This is a genomic window from Paraburkholderia elongata (assembly GCF_013177735.1).
Classification (GTDB): Bacteria; Pseudomonadota; Gammaproteobacteria; order Burkholderiales; family Burkholderiaceae; genus Paraburkholderia; species Paraburkholderia elongata.
The window spans coordinates 14,908-29,113 of sequence record NZ_WOEZ01000107.1 but is presented as its reverse complement, the minus strand read 5'-3'; the positions used below and the strand labels follow the sequence as shown (position 1 = coordinate 29,113).

At 61.1% G+C, this 14,206-nt stretch carries 15 protein-coding genes and 1 pseudogene; 1 reads left to right on the top strand and 15 read right to left on the bottom strand.

Annotated features, from left to right (window positions below; all coding sequences use genetic code 11):
• From GNZ13_RS20460 to GNZ13_RS20415, 10 genes are all read right to left on the bottom strand, one after another.
• Nucleotides 1-613: MFS transporter (locus GNZ13_RS20460; RefSeq protein WP_172167581.1), on the bottom strand; the 613-nt coding region annotated here is incomplete at its 3' end.
• 180 nt (nucleotides 614-793) lie between these two features.
• The gene (locus GNZ13_RS20455; RefSeq protein ID WP_172167579.1) at nucleotides 794-1,471 is read right to left on the bottom strand and encodes a glutathione S-transferase; all 678 of its coding nucleotides are present in this window, start codon (nucleotides 1,469-1,471) and stop codon (nucleotides 794-796) included.
• A 138-nt stretch (nucleotides 1,472-1,609) separates the two neighbouring features.
• Entirely contained in the window at nucleotides 1,610-3,250 is a 1,641-nt protein-coding gene (locus GNZ13_RS20450) for an AMP-binding protein (RefSeq protein ID WP_172167577.1), read from the bottom strand.
• A gap of 76 nt (nucleotides 3,251-3,326) precedes the next feature.
• On the bottom strand, nucleotides 3,327-3,722 hold the full coding sequence (locus tag GNZ13_RS20445) for a RidA family protein (RefSeq protein WP_172167575.1): 396 nt from the start codon (nucleotides 3,720-3,722) through the stop codon (nucleotides 3,327-3,329).
• Nucleotides 3,719-4,162 carry an acyl-CoA thioesterase gene (locus tag GNZ13_RS20440; RefSeq protein ID WP_172167574.1) on the bottom strand — a complete coding sequence of 148 codons (444 nt, stop codon included), beginning with the start codon at nucleotides 4,160-4,162 and terminating at the stop codon, nucleotides 3,719-3,721. Before GNZ13_RS20440 ends, GNZ13_RS20445 begins: the two co-directional genes overlap by 4 nt.
• Nucleotides 4,159-5,349, bottom strand: coding sequence for an acyl-CoA dehydrogenase family protein (locus GNZ13_RS20435; RefSeq protein WP_407945650.1), 1,191 nt, complete (start codon nucleotides 5,347-5,349; stop codon nucleotides 4,159-4,161). The genes GNZ13_RS20440 and GNZ13_RS20435 overlap by 4 nt, the downstream gene beginning before the upstream one ends.
• 19 nt (nucleotides 5,350-5,368) lie before the next feature.
• Nucleotides 5,369-6,220, bottom strand: a complete 852-nt coding sequence (locus tag GNZ13_RS20430) for an enoyl-CoA hydratase family protein (RefSeq protein ID WP_172167570.1) — start codon at nucleotides 6,218-6,220, stop codon at nucleotides 5,369-5,371.
• A gap of 26 nt (nucleotides 6,221-6,246) precedes the next feature.
• A complete protein-coding gene (locus GNZ13_RS20425; protein ID WP_172167568.1) occupies nucleotides 6,247-6,804 on the bottom strand; it encodes a MarR family winged helix-turn-helix transcriptional regulator in 558 nt (185 codons plus the stop codon).
• The gene (locus GNZ13_RS20420; protein ID WP_172167566.1) at nucleotides 6,801-7,574 is read right to left on the bottom strand and encodes an SDR family NAD(P)-dependent oxidoreductase; all 774 of its coding nucleotides are present in this window, start codon (nucleotides 7,572-7,574) and stop codon (nucleotides 6,801-6,803) included. Before GNZ13_RS20420 ends, GNZ13_RS20425 begins: the two co-directional genes overlap by 4 nt.
• On the bottom strand, nucleotides 7,571-9,943 hold the full coding sequence (locus GNZ13_RS20415) for a bifunctional salicylyl-CoA 5-hydroxylase/oxidoreductase (protein ID WP_172167564.1): 2,373 nt from the start codon (nucleotides 9,941-9,943) through the stop codon (nucleotides 7,571-7,573). Before GNZ13_RS20415 ends, GNZ13_RS20420 begins: the two co-directional genes overlap by 4 nt.
• Before the next feature lie 109 nt (nucleotides 9,944-10,052).
• On the opposite strand from GNZ13_RS20415, the pseudogene GNZ13_RS52475 reads away from it, so the two are divergent.
• Nucleotides 10,053-10,358 (top strand): annotated as a pseudogene (locus GNZ13_RS52475) (PRC-barrel domain containing protein); the annotation flags it as partial.
• A 27-nt stretch (nucleotides 10,359-10,385) separates the two neighbouring features.
• Here the strand turns inward: GNZ13_RS52475 and GNZ13_RS20410 are convergent.
• The 5 genes from GNZ13_RS20410 to GNZ13_RS20390 all read right to left on the bottom strand — a co-directional run bounded on the left by GNZ13_RS20410 (nucleotide 10,386) and on the right by GNZ13_RS20390 (nucleotide 13,959).
• Nucleotides 10,386-11,606: a DUF2252 domain-containing protein gene (locus GNZ13_RS20410; RefSeq protein WP_328807260.1), complete on the bottom strand. Its 1,221-nt coding sequence runs from the start codon at nucleotides 11,604-11,606 to the stop codon at nucleotides 10,386-10,388.
• 14 nt (nucleotides 11,607-11,620) lie between these two features.
• Nucleotides 11,621-11,842 carry a transposase domain-containing protein gene (locus GNZ13_RS20405; RefSeq protein WP_172167563.1) on the bottom strand — a complete coding sequence of 74 codons (222 nt, stop codon included), beginning with the start codon at nucleotides 11,840-11,842 and terminating at the stop codon, nucleotides 11,621-11,623.
• A gap of 108 nt (nucleotides 11,843-11,950) precedes the next feature.
• A complete protein-coding gene (locus GNZ13_RS20400) occupies nucleotides 11,951-12,106 on the bottom strand; it encodes a DUF3309 family protein (protein ID WP_172167561.1) in 156 nt (51 codons plus the stop codon).
• 450 nt (nucleotides 12,107-12,556) lie between these two features.
• Nucleotides 12,557-13,276 carry a Crp/Fnr family transcriptional regulator gene (locus GNZ13_RS20395; RefSeq protein WP_172167559.1) on the bottom strand — a complete coding sequence of 240 codons (720 nt, stop codon included), beginning with the start codon at nucleotides 13,274-13,276 and terminating at the stop codon, nucleotides 12,557-12,559.
• A 287-nt stretch (nucleotides 13,277-13,563) separates the two neighbouring features.
• A complete protein-coding gene (locus GNZ13_RS20390) occupies nucleotides 13,564-13,959 on the bottom strand; it encodes a hypothetical protein (RefSeq protein ID WP_172167557.1) in 396 nt (131 codons plus the stop codon).
• Nucleotides 13,960-14,206 lie beyond the last annotated feature (247 nt).

The window sequence follows — 14,206 nt, the reverse complement described above, 5'->3', positions numbered from 1 at the left end:
CGCCGGCCACGTCGAGCCGTTCGCCATGAGCATGGCCGCGTGCCGACGGCAGGAGCGCGACGCACAGCGCGTAGACGGCGATGCCAATCGGCAGGTTGACGAGAAAGATCCAGTGCCAGCTCAGCAGATTGGTCAGCAGTCCGCCGAGCAATACGCCGATGCTGCCGCCCCCCGCGCAGACAAAGCCGTACACGCCCATCGCCTTTGCCCGTTCGCCGGTCTCGGTAAACAGATTCATGATCAGCGACAGCGAAACAGCGGAGACGACCGCGCCGCCCAAACCCTGCACGGCACGCGCGCACACTAGCAGGATTTGCGAATTCGCCATGCCGCATGCGAGCGACGCCAGCGTGAACAGCGTGATGCCGCCGAGGAACAGCTTGCGGTGGCCGTAAAGATCTCCCAGCCGCCCGCCAAGCAGCAGGCAGCCGCCGAAGGTGAGCATGTACGCATTGACCACCCACACCAGCGAGGTTTCGGTAAAGCCGAGGTCCGCGGCGATCGACGGCAATGCAACGTTCACGATCGTCGTATCGAGCACGATCATGAGCACGCCGAGGCACAGAACGATCAGCGCTAGCCAGCGTTTGTTGCCGTGGATGGAATGGGTCATGCAGGGGCTCCTTTGCCTTGGTCAAGCGGGTACAGGCAGGTACAAGCGGATGCCGAACGTGCCGCCGCTCGGCACGAAATCGCAAACCCGGTCGGCAACCCGTTGATGGCAATGGGAAATTTTAGTCTAGCACCCGCGACTTTTGACCCACAACTACGAATTCCTGGGCGGCGTTGGCCGTCAATCGCCACTCAGTAGTTCGTACTTGCCGCCGCGCTCCAACGCTCGCTGATAGGCGGGCCGCGCGTGAATGCGCTTCAGGAAATCGACTACGGCGGGAATCTGCCCCTCCATGCCGCCGCGCGCGGTGGCTGCTTCGAGCGGGAAACTCATCTGAACATCGGCCGCCGTGAAATCGTTGCCGACGAACCAGCCGGTCGCGCTCAATTCACTATTGATGTAGCCGAGATGCAGCTTCAACTGCGGATCGATGAAGCTCGATTGCAGCGTCGACGCGATCTTGCGGGCGATTGGTTTGGCGAAGAACGGCATGGGCGCGTTGGCGATGCGCCGAGCTATTAGCTTGAGCAGCAGCGGCGGCATCGCCGAGCCTTCCGCATAGTGCATCCAGTAGGTGTGACGCAGCCGCTCGGGCGTGCCCGCTGCGGGCGCGAAGCGGCCTTGACCGTACTTGTCGACCAGATACTCGATGATCGCGCCCGATTCGGCGATGGTCTGGCCGTCGTCCGTAATGACGGGCGACTTGCCGAGCGGATGCACCGCGCGCAACTCGGGCGGCGCCAGCATCGTTTTCGGGTCGCGCTCGTAGTGCTTGATCTCGTACGGAACGCCGAGTTCTTCGAGCAGCCACAACACGCGTTGCGAGCGGGAGTTGTTCAGATGATGGACGATCAGCATGGGTCGAGGGACGTTGGCCTGTGGAGTGTCACATCATAGGGATGTTGCGCCGAGGTGGGGCTCTGGTTGCCCGCCTCTTCGACGAAAGAGGCGGCCATGCGGTGTGTCTCCTGCAGAAATGAGGGCCTACTTTAGAGGCTACTTGAGCGTACGCAATTCAAACCGTTTGAGCTTGCCAGTTTCGGTGCGCGGCAGCGAGTCGATGAAACTGATGACGCGCGGGTATTTATACGGCGCCACGCTATTTTTCACGAAATCCTGCAGTTGTGCGACCAGTTTGTCGTCCGGCTTATAACCTGGATTCAGCACCACGAAGGCCTTGACGATCTGCCCGCGCGTCTCGTCGGCCACGCCGATCACGCCGCATTCGGCCACCGCATCGTGCTGCAGCAGCACGCTTTCCACTTCCGGGCCGGAGATGTTGTACCCGGCGGAGACGATCATGTCGTCGGCGCGAGCCTGATAAAACACGTAGCCGTCTTCGTCGAGATAGACCGAGTCGCCGGGAAGGTTCCAGCCGTCGCGGACGAACTTCGTTTGCCTTTCGTCGGCGAGATAGCGGCAGCCCGTCGGTCCGCGTACCGCGAGTTTGCCGATCGTGCCGGGCGCAACGGGCTGCATGTCGTCGTCCACGGCTTGCACGACGTAGCCCGGCACCGCGCGCCCGATAGCATGCGGGCGGATCGCGTCGCCTTGCGCCGAGATGAAAATATGGATCAGCTCCGTACCGCCGATCCCGTCGATCATGTCGATGCCGGTGGCGTCGTGCCATAGACTGCGTGTCGAATCCGGCAACGCCTCTCCCGCCGACACCGTTTTCTCGAGGCTTGAAATGTCGTGTTGCGCAACAAGCGGCGCCATTTGCCGATAGAACGTCGGCGCGGTGAACATGATCGTCGCGTGAAAGCGTTCGACGGTTTGCAGCAAGGTCTCAGGTGTGAGCCGCTCGATCAGCACCGTCGACGCACCGACGCGCAGCGGAAAGCACAGCAAGCCGCCAAGGCCGAATGTGAAAGCGAGCGGCGGCGTGCCGCAAAACACATCGCTCGATGAAGGTTTCAGAACATGACGCGGAAACAGATCGCACATCGCCAATACGTCGCGATGAAAATGCATGCAGCCTTTCGGTGCGCCCGTCGTGCCGCTGGTGAAGGCGATCAGGCAGACGTCGTCAGCGGCGGTGTCGCACGCGGTGAAGTGGTCCGGTTTGTTGATCGCGAGCGTGTCGAGCGAATCGGCGGAATCATCATGAAACAGGCGTGTCTGCTTCAGGCTCGCGCAGTAGAACTCGTCCTGAGGATTGTTGCAGCGCGCGAGTTCATCGGTCAGGCGTGCGTCGCACAGCGCGGCGCTGACTTGCGCCTTCTCGATGATCTGCTTGAGTTCTTTCGCCCGCAGCAGTGGCATGGTGGGCACCACGACGAGGCCGGCCTTCAGTGCGGCGAGCGCCGTCACCGCCATGTGCAAGGTGTTCGGTCCGCGCAGCAGCACGCGGTTGCCCGGCTGCAAACCCATTTCATCGACCAGCACATGCGCGCTGCGATTCACCAAGGCAAGCAACTCGCCGTACGTGGTCGCCTGCGGCTTCCCGTCTACGTCCGACCAGATCGCCGGACGGTCGCGGTGTCCTGCTTCGATCGTACTGTCGAGCAATTCCGTCGCGCAATTGAAGCGCGCCGGGTAAGCAACGTCCGGGTTGTCGAGTAGCAAGACAGGCCATTGATCCTGCGGCGGAAGATTGTCGCGCGCGAAGGTATCGACGTGTGCTGACGGTTCCATCATTGTCTCCCGGTCGTTGAGCCGGCTGAATGCGTTTCGGTTGGCTTGGTGGCTAGGTGTTGCGTGTTTCGTATGCTTACTGAGGAATCACTGCCGTCGCTTCGATCTCGACCTTGGCTTCGTCTTCGATCAATGCGACGACCTGTACCGCGCTCATCGCGATGTCGTAGTCGCCGATCAGTTCGCGAAATGCACGGCCGATATCTTTCAGCGCAGCGAGATATTCGCGCTTATCTGTGACGTACCACGTCATGCGGACCAGATGCTCCGGTGTGCCGCCCGCTTCGTGCAGTACGGCGAGTACGTTCTTGAGCGCCTGAATGGCTTGTTGTGCGAAGTCGGTGGTCTGAAAACGCGCCTGTTCGTCCCAGCCGATCTGGCCGGCGATGAACACTTGCGTGCCGGTTGCTGCAACGCCGTTCGCGTAGCCGCGCGGCTTGATCCAACCGGCGGGAAGGAGAGCTTTTTTCATGAGCGATGCGCCTCAATGGATTCGGGCTGTGGGGCGAACGTCGCGAGTGCGCTCGCGATGTCCGCAGGAATGTCGATGGATGTGCCGTTTTCGAGCGATGTCGTCACGAGCACCTGTTTCGCGCGAAAACGGGTTTCGTCGCCGCAATAGCCAAGGATGTCGATGCTGATTGAGCGGCGGCCGATTTTGGTGAGGGCAAGTGACAGCGTGATCGTTTCGCCCATCTGACTCGGCCGCGAAAACTCGCAATCGAGCTTGACGATCGGCAAGCCGACACGGCGTTGCGCGATCATCTGCGCATAGTCGATCTGCAGGCCTTCGTTGAACCAGTCTTCGACCAACGCGTTGGTCATCACCAGATATTGCGGAAAGAACACGATGCCCGCTGGATCGCAGTGCGAGAAGCGGATACGGACCGGTCTTTCGAAGGTCGTGTTCATTTCGCTGCATCCTTGGTGACTTCCGCGGCGTGGGCCTTCAGGAGGTCGCGGCCGATAATCAACTGCTGCACTTCCGTCGCGCCTTCATAGATCCGCAATGCACGAATTTCGCGGTACAGCATCTCGACGGCGGTGCCGCTTTGCACGCCCATGCCGCCAAAGAGTTGCACGGCGGCGTCGATCACCTGTTGCGCGCCTTCGCTTGCGTGCCACTTGGCCATCGCGGCTTCACGCGTGACGTTTTCGCCCTGATCGCGCAGCCAGGCCGCGCGATAGACCAGCAACGCGCTGCTGTCGATCGTCAACGCCATCTGTGCGAGTTTGGCTTGCGTCAGCTGAAAATCACCGAGTGTCTGTCCGAACATCTTGCGCGACGACGCACGCGAGAGGCCTTCAGCCATGGCATGACGCGCGAAACCCAACGACGCAGCCGCTACCGACGTGCGGAAAATATCCAACGTACGCATCGCAAGCTTGAAACCTTCGCCGGGTGCGCCGAGCATCTGGCTGCGCGGCACGCGTGCGCCGGCAAAGTGCAGGCGCGCTAGCGGATGCGGTGCGATCACGTCGATGCGTTCGGCGATTTCCAGACCCAGCGTGTCGGCATCGACGATGAACGCAGTAATGCCGCGTGCGCCCGGCGCCTCGCCGGTTCTGGCGAACACCACGTAGAAATCGGCGATGCCACCGTTCGAGATCCACGTCTTGTCGCCGTCGAGTACGTAGAAGTCGCCGTCTTCACGCGCTGAGAGAGACATCGCGGCGACGTCCGATCCCGCTTCCGGTTCCGACAAAGCGAAGGCGGCGATGGCCGACCCGTTCGCCACACGCGGCAGGTAGCGCGTCTTTTGCTTATGTGTGCCGCCGAGCGAGATCGCGCCGGAGCCGAGTCCTTGCATTGCCAAAGCGAAATCCGCGAGACCGGAATGCTTGGCGAGCGTTTCGCGCAGCAAGCAAACGGCGCGTGTGTCGATGGTGTCGCCGTTCCCGCCATAGGCAACGCCGCCAACACCGTACTTCAGCCAGCCTGCCGCGCCGAGTTCACGGACCAGGCGGCAGCAGGTCGCATCGACGTCATCGTGCTCATCATGCGAGAGATTCGCGCGGCACCATGTTTCGATACCCTTAGCCAGTTCGCGATGGCGTGGTTCGAAAAACGGCCAGGCCAACGCGCTGTGCAGATCCATATCGCTTTGAGTGCTCAATTCAATCTCCCTCGAACACAGGCCGCGACTTCGCGGCAAACGCGCTATACGCACGTTCGAAATCGCGCGTGCTCATGCAGATTGCCTGGGCTTGCGCTTCCGATTCGATCGCTTCGTCGATGCTCATGCTCCATTCCTGGTGCAGCATCTTTTTCGTGATGCCATGCGCGAAAGTCGGACCGGCGACAAGATCGGCGGCGAGCTTTTGCGCGTCCGCGAGGAGCGCTGCCGGTTCGCACAGTCGGTTATAGAAGCCCCATGCGTGGCCTTCGTCGCCACTCGCCGAGCGGCCGGTAAACAGCAATTCGGCGGCGCGTCCCTGACCGATGATGCGCGGCAGGATCGCGCAAGCGCCCATATCGCAACCCGCGAGGCCGACGCGAGAGAACAGAAACGCGAGCTTGCTGCGCGCGGTGCCGAGCCGCATGTCGGACGACATCGCCAGAATCGCGCCGGCGCCGGCGCATACGCCGTCGACCGCGGCGATGATGGGTTGCGGGCAATGGCGCATCGCTTTGACCAGGTCGCCGGTCATGCGCGTGAACAGCAGCAGTTCCGGCATCGGCAGATCGATCAGCGGCGCGATGATGTCGTGCACGTCGCCGCCGGAGCAGAAGTTCTCGCCTGCGCCGTGAATCACTACCGCCTTGACGTCGGTCGCATAGGCGAGTTGCCGGAACAGATCGCGCAACTCCGCATACGATTCGAAAGTCAGCGGGTTCTTGCGTTCGGGGCGGTTTAGCGTGATCGTCGCGACCTTGTCGGCGACCGACCAGCCGAAATGTTGCGCCTCGTAACCGGCGAGCGTCAGGCGGTTGCCGGCCAGCAGGGCGTCGGCATTGGATCGTGTCATGAGTGTCTCCAACAGTTCGGTTCGGATCAGTCTTTCAGACTGTCGAGCAGATGTTTCTTGAGTTTGCCGAGACGCTGATGGGTGCGCGATTTTTCGTCGAGGCTCAAGCCGCCGAACAGTTCGACGACCCATTGCTCATGCGCGACGGCCATCTTGTCGAACGCCTTGCGGCCTGTGGGCGTGAGGCACACGCTGATCGAACGGCGGTCGTTCGGATCGGTGTCGCGCGAAACCAGGCCTTCTTTTTCGAGCTGATCCGTAATGCCGGTCACGTTGCCGCCCGTCACCATCAGACGGCGTGACAGCTCGGTCATTTTCAGACCTTCCGGATGACGCTCGAGTTGCGCCATCAAGTCGAAACGCGGCAGCGTGGTGTCGAATTCGTTACGCAGGCGCTTGCGCAGTTCGGCTTGCACGAGATTGGTCGTGGTCAGCATGCGCAGCCACAAGCGCAGGCCCATGTGACTATCGGCGCCGGTGCTCATTTCCAGATCCACGACGTTCTCCGCTGGTTTGGCGACGCCTTTGCGCGGCGGCTTGACGTCGACCGGCGAGGGCGTTTTCATGTTCGATGACTTGGTCACATTACCTCTCCACCGGAGATGGAAATGGATTGGCCCGTGATCGCGTCCGAGCCGGGTTGGCAGAGCCAAAGTACTGCGTTGGCGACTTGCTCCGGGCTCACGAAGCGATGTTGCGGATTCGAGCGAAGCAAGGTTTCGCGCGCCTGCTGTTCGGTGCGCGAGGTCTTGCGGGTGATCTGTTCGAGCGATGCGTGCAGCAGCTCGGTCTCCGTGTAGCCGGGACAGACGGCATTGACGGTGACGCCTTTCGTCGCGACTTCCAGCGCGAGTGAACGCGTCAGGCCGATTACACCGTGTTTAGCCGCGCAGTACGCTGCGACGTAGGAATAGCCGATTTGCCCCGCCGTGCTCGCGACATTGACGATGCGGCCGTGGCCGCGTTCGAGCATGCCGGGCAGCACGGCGCGCGTGCCGAGGAACACGCCCGTGAGGTTCACGTCGAGCATGCGCTGCCAGAGCGCCATGTCGGTGTGGGTGAAGGGCGCGGCTTGCGCCTGGCCGGCGTTGTTCACGAGGATGTCGATCGCGCCGGCTTGTGCGAATGCTTTCTCGACTGAGTCTTCGCTTGTGACGTCGACGCTGATGCAGGCGACCTCGCCCAGTGCTTTAAATTCTTCCCGCTGTGCATCGAGACGTTGTGCGTTGCGCCCCATCAAGGTGACGCGAGCACCCGCGCGCAACAGCGCTTCGGCCACGGCTGCGCCGATGCCGCTGCCGCCGCCTGTGACGACAGCGTGCTGTCCTGCGAGCGTTCTGGTGAGCGTGTTCACGTGGTTCCTTCTGCGCGTTGCGCGCGTTGTTGTGGCGACAGGCCGGCGTTCGCCGCAGCCTGGGCGCGTTCACGTTCGAGATTGCGCTCGAGTTGCGACTTGGCCGCCGTGTAAGGCTTCGGCCAATTCACGTCGAAATAGCCGATTTTTGCGGCTTCATTCAACGTCCACGCCGGATTTGCCAGATGCGGCCGCGCAATCGCGCAGAGATCGGCACGGCCCGCTGCGATGATGCTGTTCACGTGGTCCGCTTCCGAGATCGCACCAACGGCGATCGTTGCGATGCCGGCTTCGTTGCGCACACGGTCGGCGAAGGGCGTCTGGAACATGCGGCCATACACGGGCTTTTCCTGCTTGCTGACCTGACCCGATGAGACGTCGATTATGTCGGCGCCTGCCGCTTTGAAGGCACGGGCGATATGCACCGCGTCGTCGGGCGTGGTGCCGCCTTCGACCCAGTCGTTCGCGGAAATACGCACGGAAATCGGCTTGTCTTTCGGCCAGACTGCGCGGATCGCCTTGAAGACTTGCAGCGGATAACGCAGACGGTTTTCCAGCGAGCCGCCGTATTCGTCCGTGCGTTGGTTGGTCAACGGCGACAGGAAGCTCGACAAAAAGTAGCCGTGTGCGCAGTGCAATTCGAGCCAATCGAAGCCTGCCTCTGCGGACATTTGCGTGGCGCGTACGAATTGCGCTTCGATTTCACGCAGTTCATCGTGGGTGGCTTCGTGCGAGACCTGGCTGACGCCGCTCAAGTATTGTTGTGGCGAAGCGGACACGACCGGCCAATTGCCTTCGTCAAGCGGCTGGTCGATGCCTTCCCACGAGACACGTGTCGAGCCTTTCGCGCCGGAGTGCCCCAGCTGAATGCCGATCTTCGCGTCCGACTGACGGTGCACGAGATCGACAATGCGCTTCCACGCCGTGAGATGTTCCGGCGCGTACATGCCGGGACAAGCGGGCGTGATGCGCGCTTCGGGCGACACGCAGGTCATTTCCGTCATGACCAGCGCGGCCCCGCCCATGGCTCGGGCACCGAGATGCATCAGGTGATAGTCACCGGCAATGCCGTCGACGGCGGAGTATTGCGCCATCGGCGAGACGACTACGCGGTTCTTTAGCGTGACGCCACGCAACGTGAAGGGCGTGAACATCGGCGGAACGGAGTGTTTTTCAGGTGCACGTTCAATGCCTGAGCGGTGTGCGAGCCAGTCTTCGAAGGTCGAGAGATAGGTTGCGTCACGCTCGCGCAAGTTCTCGTGCGAAATGCGCTGCGAGCGCGTCAGCAGCGAATAGGCGAACTGCTCCGGTTCGAACGACGTATAGCGATCGACATGCTCGAACCACTCTGTCGAATTGCGCGCGGCGTTCTGAATGCGCAATACGTCGATGCTACGGACGTCCGTGTAGTGCTTCAACGCAGCGGGCAAATCACCCGGATGCGCGCCGATGCTGTTGGCGAGTTCGATCGAATCTTCGAGCGCCAGCTTGGTGCCCGAGCCGATCGAGAAGTGCGCGGTGTGCGCCGCGTCGCCCATCAGCACGATCGGCGTTTGCGTGCCATCGGCGTTGCCGCGCCAGTGCACCCATTCTTCGTTGATGACGCGCGGGAAGCGAATCCATTGCGACGACCCGCGCAAATGCGCAGCGTTCGATAGCAACGCGTTGCCGTCCAGATACTTGGCGAACAGTTTCTCGCAGAACGCGATGCTGTCCTCCTTGCTCATTTCGTCGAGACCGGCGGCGCGCCACACGCGCTCCGGTGTTTCCACAATGAACGTGGAGGTCTGATCGTCGAAGCGGTAAGCATGGGCCTGAAACCAGCCGAACTCGGTTTCTTCGAAGGCGAACGTGAAGGCGTCGAAGAGTTTTTTGGTGCCGAGCCAGACGAAGCGGCAGTCGCGCATGTCGATCGCGGGCTTGTAAGTGGCCGTGTGCTTCTGACGGATTGCGCTGTTGGCGCCGTCACAGGCGACGATCAGGTCGGCTTCGTAGGTTGTGTCTTCCGTGACTTGGGTTTCGAACACCAGCTTGACGCCCAACTCTTCGCAGCGCGCCTGCAGGATATTCAGCAGACGTTTTCTGCCGATGCCGCAAAAGCCGTGGCCTGACGAGCGAATCTGCCTGCCGCGGAAATTGATCTCGATGTCGTCCCAGTGATTGAAAGCATCGAGGATCGCGTCCGCGCTCGGCGCGTCGGCGGCGCGCAGGTTGCCGAGCGTCTGGTCGGAGAAGACGACGCCCCAGCCGAAGGTGTCATAGGGGCGATTGCGCTCGACCACCGTGACGTCATACGCCGGGTTCCGTCCCTTCATTAACAGGCCGAAGTACAACCCGGCCGGGCCGCCGCCGATACAGACGATACGCATGCTGCCTCCCTCACGTGGATGTTGCTATGGAGGGTAATTTAGGCTTCGATAGTTTAGATGTCAAGTAAATTTGAGCGGGGCTGGCGGGCAGGAGAGTTGCTGCTGATCCGATGGCGAAGCTTGGGGAGTGCGCTATCTCGTGGTCGACACGGGAAACTGGATGCGTGAGCGGCAGATACTGATCTCACCGTATTCGGTCAACGACATGGACCGGGAATCAGGCACCGTCCACGTGCATCTTACGCGACAACAGGTGCGGGACAGTCCGAACATCGATACGCATAAGCCTGTGTTGCGTCAGCATGAAACCGAGTACCTCCTGTACTACGGCTATCCGACCTACCGGGGTGGTTCAAACCTGTGGGGAATGGGCGCCTACCCCGCATTCGACGCAGAGGACGTATCGCCAGACGCCGCATCGGAGGCACTCCCACGGCCCGTCCTATCTTGTCGCGGAGTCCATTGCATATCTGCGGCAGTGCTCGAGATAGCCCCGTTCGTGCCTGCCCACAAGTTCGACGATGCTGGCCCACAGCCAGGAGGGTGCATCGAGCGTTTTTGAGCGATTGCACTGCAGTTCCACCCGCCAGCTCTCGCGCGTTGACGCGTCCATTTGCCTGGCATGGGCCCTTCCGACGACCAGCGCCAGGAATCGTGCGACTTTCATTGCTTCCTCACGCGCGAGTTGGTTGATTTCAACTTTCAGGTCTTGAGGAAGCAGTTCGCGCAGGAACACCGACCGGTCGAGAAAGCGTGACGCGCGCATGCGTTCGCCCAGGAATGGCGCCAGGTGGCGAGCTCCCTCGACGATGCGTTGGCCGTTGTCTCGCGGCATCCTGACCGCCGGGTATCGAGGAGCAGCGGCCTGGATGGCCTCCTTGATGTCCATCAGACAAAGGTCATTCCCGCGGGAAGAATCACGTCCGACGTCGAGAAGTACCGCAACGCGCAAGCGGCCAAGTGAACTGCAGCCTTTTACCCAGTAAGCGGCATCAAGCACTTCGACCGACGAGCCTTCGTCGCGCGAACGCAATAAGGTGGCCAGGCGTGCAACGACCTCATCGGCAAACAGCTGCTTGACCGCGCGTTTTTCTTCCCGGGACAAGGGCCAGAATGTCTTGCCTAAAGGAATCGTGGGCTTAGTGTTCTCGATGCGTTCCCTGGCCAGATTTTTCCACGTCCGCTTCCATGCCTGTCTCATCATTACCCGGGCGCACTCCGGACTTTCAATGGTTCCGTCGGCATCCTCACACGCCTTGTCGAAAGCGCGCTCGTAGCCCTCCATCATCATTTCAATCATGGTCGCGATAATCACGCCCGACAAATCGGAGCCGCGGGCGGCGGTAGCCAGCGACAATCCGAGGCGGATGAGGTCATGGACCGGGTTGCCGACAACCGTTTGGTCGAGGTCGCGAATCTGTATCTCGACGTGCCCCCGTGCGTTCGCGATGGGCCCCAGATTGCCTACGTGACAGTCGCCGCAAATCCAGACGGGAGGTCCTTCCGGTAACGTGTGGCTTTCCAGGCTTTCAAGCCATTCGTAAAATCTGACGGTATTGCCCCGGACATAGGCGTGTGCTGACCGCGCCATCTTCAGGTTCCGGAGCGCAATGAGTGCTGCCTGGCGCCCACGTGCGGGCGTCGGTCTGTAAGCGGTCTTCACGCGAGATCGAGCGGTCACGGCACCAATCCCTCGTAGTTGTCGGCGATCGTGGTGAGCGGCAATGCGCGGCACAACTTGACGAGACAGCGATACGGCTCGACACCGTTGATCTTGCACGCTTCGATCAGCGGGTTCAGGTTGGCACGGGCCTTTGCGCCTTCGACTGTGTCCGTGAACAGTCCACTCCGCCCTGCCTCGGATGAGCGGACCGCGCTCTCGCACGGATCGTTGTCCACTGGCCACCCTCCATTCCCCACGGTTCCGATCTTGTCCTTGTTGCGGTCATAAGGGACGGCCCGGCAACGGCTGCCCGCGAAGTGATCATCCAGACAGGAATTTTGCGCTTATATCCTGCCCAGTAGCAGCAACACGAGCACGACGACCAGCACAACGCCTAACAGGCCGCTGGGCATATAGCCCCACGAACGGCTGTGCGGCCAGGTCGGTATCGCACCGAGCAACACGAGCACCAGCACGACTATCAATATTGTTCCCAACATGGAGCTTCTCCTTTCGACTGCGCGTTTCGACCAGCCCGTTGCCGCTCTCTCGCCAGGTGCGCTGAATCTTCACGCTTTTCGCGAGGCATCTCCGCAACGTTCAATTTGCTGCAAGCAGACATCCGCACTACTCAGGACGGATCTGCCCGGTAGAGTGAGGGTGACCTTGATTTGCCATGCAGTCGGTACGGTGGTGTACATCGAGATATCCCGATTGTCGCCCCGTGTTCGCGAACACCGCGTGCCTGCGTACGGCCCCGGGGGCCGTTGCCGGTGTCACTCCGACTGCGCTCTGGCCGATCGCGAAATCGTTCGGCTCGATCCAGATGACGCTCTGCAACACACCGTCAAAGCACCGTATTCTGTTCTGCGGCGGTCCGGTCGCACTCGACGCCATGGGCAGGGCGCGAGTCATTGAGCGATCCGCGCCGTGCACGAATGACGCGCTTCTTATAGCGCCTTCAGATCAGGCAACAGCCGGTCGAACTCCCGCTTTACCACGCCATAGCATTCGCACACGCGAGTTTCGAGTCCCGGTCGATCCAGCACTTCGATGTGGCCATGACTGTAACGAATCAGCCCCGCTTCCTGCAGTTTCAGTGCCGCTTCCGTCACGCCGGATCTCCGCACGCCAAGCATGTTCGCGATCAGCTCCTGGGTCATCTTCAGCTCGTTTGACGGCAGGCGGTCCATGCTGAGCAGCAGCCAGCGGCACAACTGCTGGTCGATCGAATGATGCCGGTTGCAGACGGCAGTCTGGGCCATCTGGGTGATCAATGCCTGGGTATAGCGCAGCAATAGCCGCTGAACCGGGCCGGCACGATGGAATTCCTCTTTCAGGATGCGCGCATCCAGTCGATACGCCTGGCCTGCGCTTTGCACGACTGCCCGGTTTGGCGTCGTTTCACCGCCCATGAAGAGCGCAATACCGATGATCCCTTCGTTACCCACAATTGCGATCTCGGCGGACGCACCATCCTCCATCACATAGAGCAACGATACGATGGACGTTGTCGGAAAATAGACGTGATCAAGGTGGTCACCGGACTCGTACACGACCAGGCCCAGTGGCATTTCGACCGATACGAGATGCGGCGCCACGCGCGCCCGCTCTGCTTCGGGCAGAACCGAAAGCAGGTGATTTTCTCTGGAATGTTGCTCGTTTTCCATGTCTCGCTCCCCGACATCCTGTCCAGAAACCGTAGCGTTTCGCTGGATTGTTCTTAACAATATCAGGTATCAAGGGCGGATACGTGAACGCGTCAGACGAATTGGCGCGAATGCCCCTGCAGCGCAGCGTGCAGCGGCGTCCTATGAACGCCGAGTCTGACTGAACCCTCTTGAAATTATAGTTCGCGCGCGCACGGTGGCACATCGCGGCGCGCTGTAACGGCTGCCAGCCATGGCTGGATGTGTCTTCAGTGGCAATTCTTTCGGTTGAAAGAAAGTGTGCCACTCTATGGCAGGCAAGCTGCGGCTGCAGACTGAATGATGCAACCCTTCTCCGGCGTGTATTTCACTGCGTTATGCAGGCGGTTGTCGACGGCCTGTGCGAGACGCACAGGATCGCCTTCAATGCGTACGGTCCTGTCGGCAATCTGCACGGTGAGTGTCTGGCCGCGTTGGGCGGCCGCCAGTGCGGCTGCAGCGAGCGGGGCGGCCAGAACGGCGACGATGTCGACACGGGCATCGCTCAGAATGTCTGTCTGCAGTCTGTTTGCAGCCCGAGGTCGGGTTACCTTCGTGACGGAGACAGTAGCAGTCGCAAAATCGATGACGTTGTGAGAAGAGGCAGATTTCTCGCGCCGGTACGCCACCGTACCGACTTCCGCCCGCAGCGCGAGCATCGTCATCGCAAGCCGCGTGTGTTTCTCAACCACAGCGAACGAAACAGTTTCGCGTGACGAGGCTTCTCTGACCGCTTTGTGCGCCGTCCCCATTTCTCCCGGAGCTGACGTCGCGAGATCGATCCGATCATGCGGATTGCTTCGCCGCGCCCGGCGCAGCAAGGCTCGCGGTAATCACGCTGCGCAAAATATTCGATTTCCGGACAGTCATGTGCGCGCTCAAGTTCAACTTTTCGCGCTCGCGTGTCGCGTT

Excerpts from the sequence above, each read along its gene's own strand:
- GNZ13_RS20395 (WP_172167559.1), bottom strand. The coding sequence starts at position 13,276 with ATGGAAAACGAGCAACATTCCAGAGAAAATCACCTGCTTTCGGTTCTG.
- GNZ13_RS20445 (WP_172167575.1), bottom strand. The coding sequence starts at position 3,722 with ATGAAAAAAGCTCTCCTTCCCGCCGGTTGGATCAAGCCGCGCGGCTAC.
- GNZ13_RS20435 (WP_407945650.1), bottom strand. The coding sequence starts at position 5,349 with ATGGATCTGCACAGCGCGTTGGCCTGGCCGTTTTTCGAACCACGCCAT.
- GNZ13_RS20400 (WP_172167561.1), bottom strand. The coding sequence starts at position 12,106 with ATGTTGGGAACAATATTGATAGTCGTGCTGGTGCTCGTGTTGCTCGGT.
- GNZ13_RS20430 (WP_172167570.1), bottom strand. The coding sequence starts at position 6,220 with ATGACACGATCCAATGCCGACGCCCTGCTGGCCGGCAACCGCCTGACG.
- GNZ13_RS20455 (WP_172167579.1), bottom strand. The coding sequence starts at position 1,471 with ATGCTGATCGTCCATCATCTGAACAACTCCCGCTCGCAACGCGTGTTG.
- GNZ13_RS20390 (WP_172167557.1), bottom strand. The coding sequence starts at position 13,959 with ATGACGATGCTCGCGCTGCGGGCGGAAGTCGGTACGGTGGCGTACCGG.
- GNZ13_RS20415 (WP_172167564.1), bottom strand. The coding sequence starts at position 9,943 with ATGCGTATCGTCTGTATCGGCGGCGGCCCGGCCGGGTTGTACTTCGGC.
- GNZ13_RS20450 (WP_172167577.1), bottom strand. The coding sequence starts at position 3,250 with ATGGAACCGTCAGCACACGTCGATACCTTCGCGCGCGACAATCTTCCG.
- GNZ13_RS20440 (WP_172167574.1), bottom strand. The coding sequence starts at position 4,162 with ATGAACACGACCTTCGAAAGACCGGTCCGTATCCGCTTCTCGCACTGC.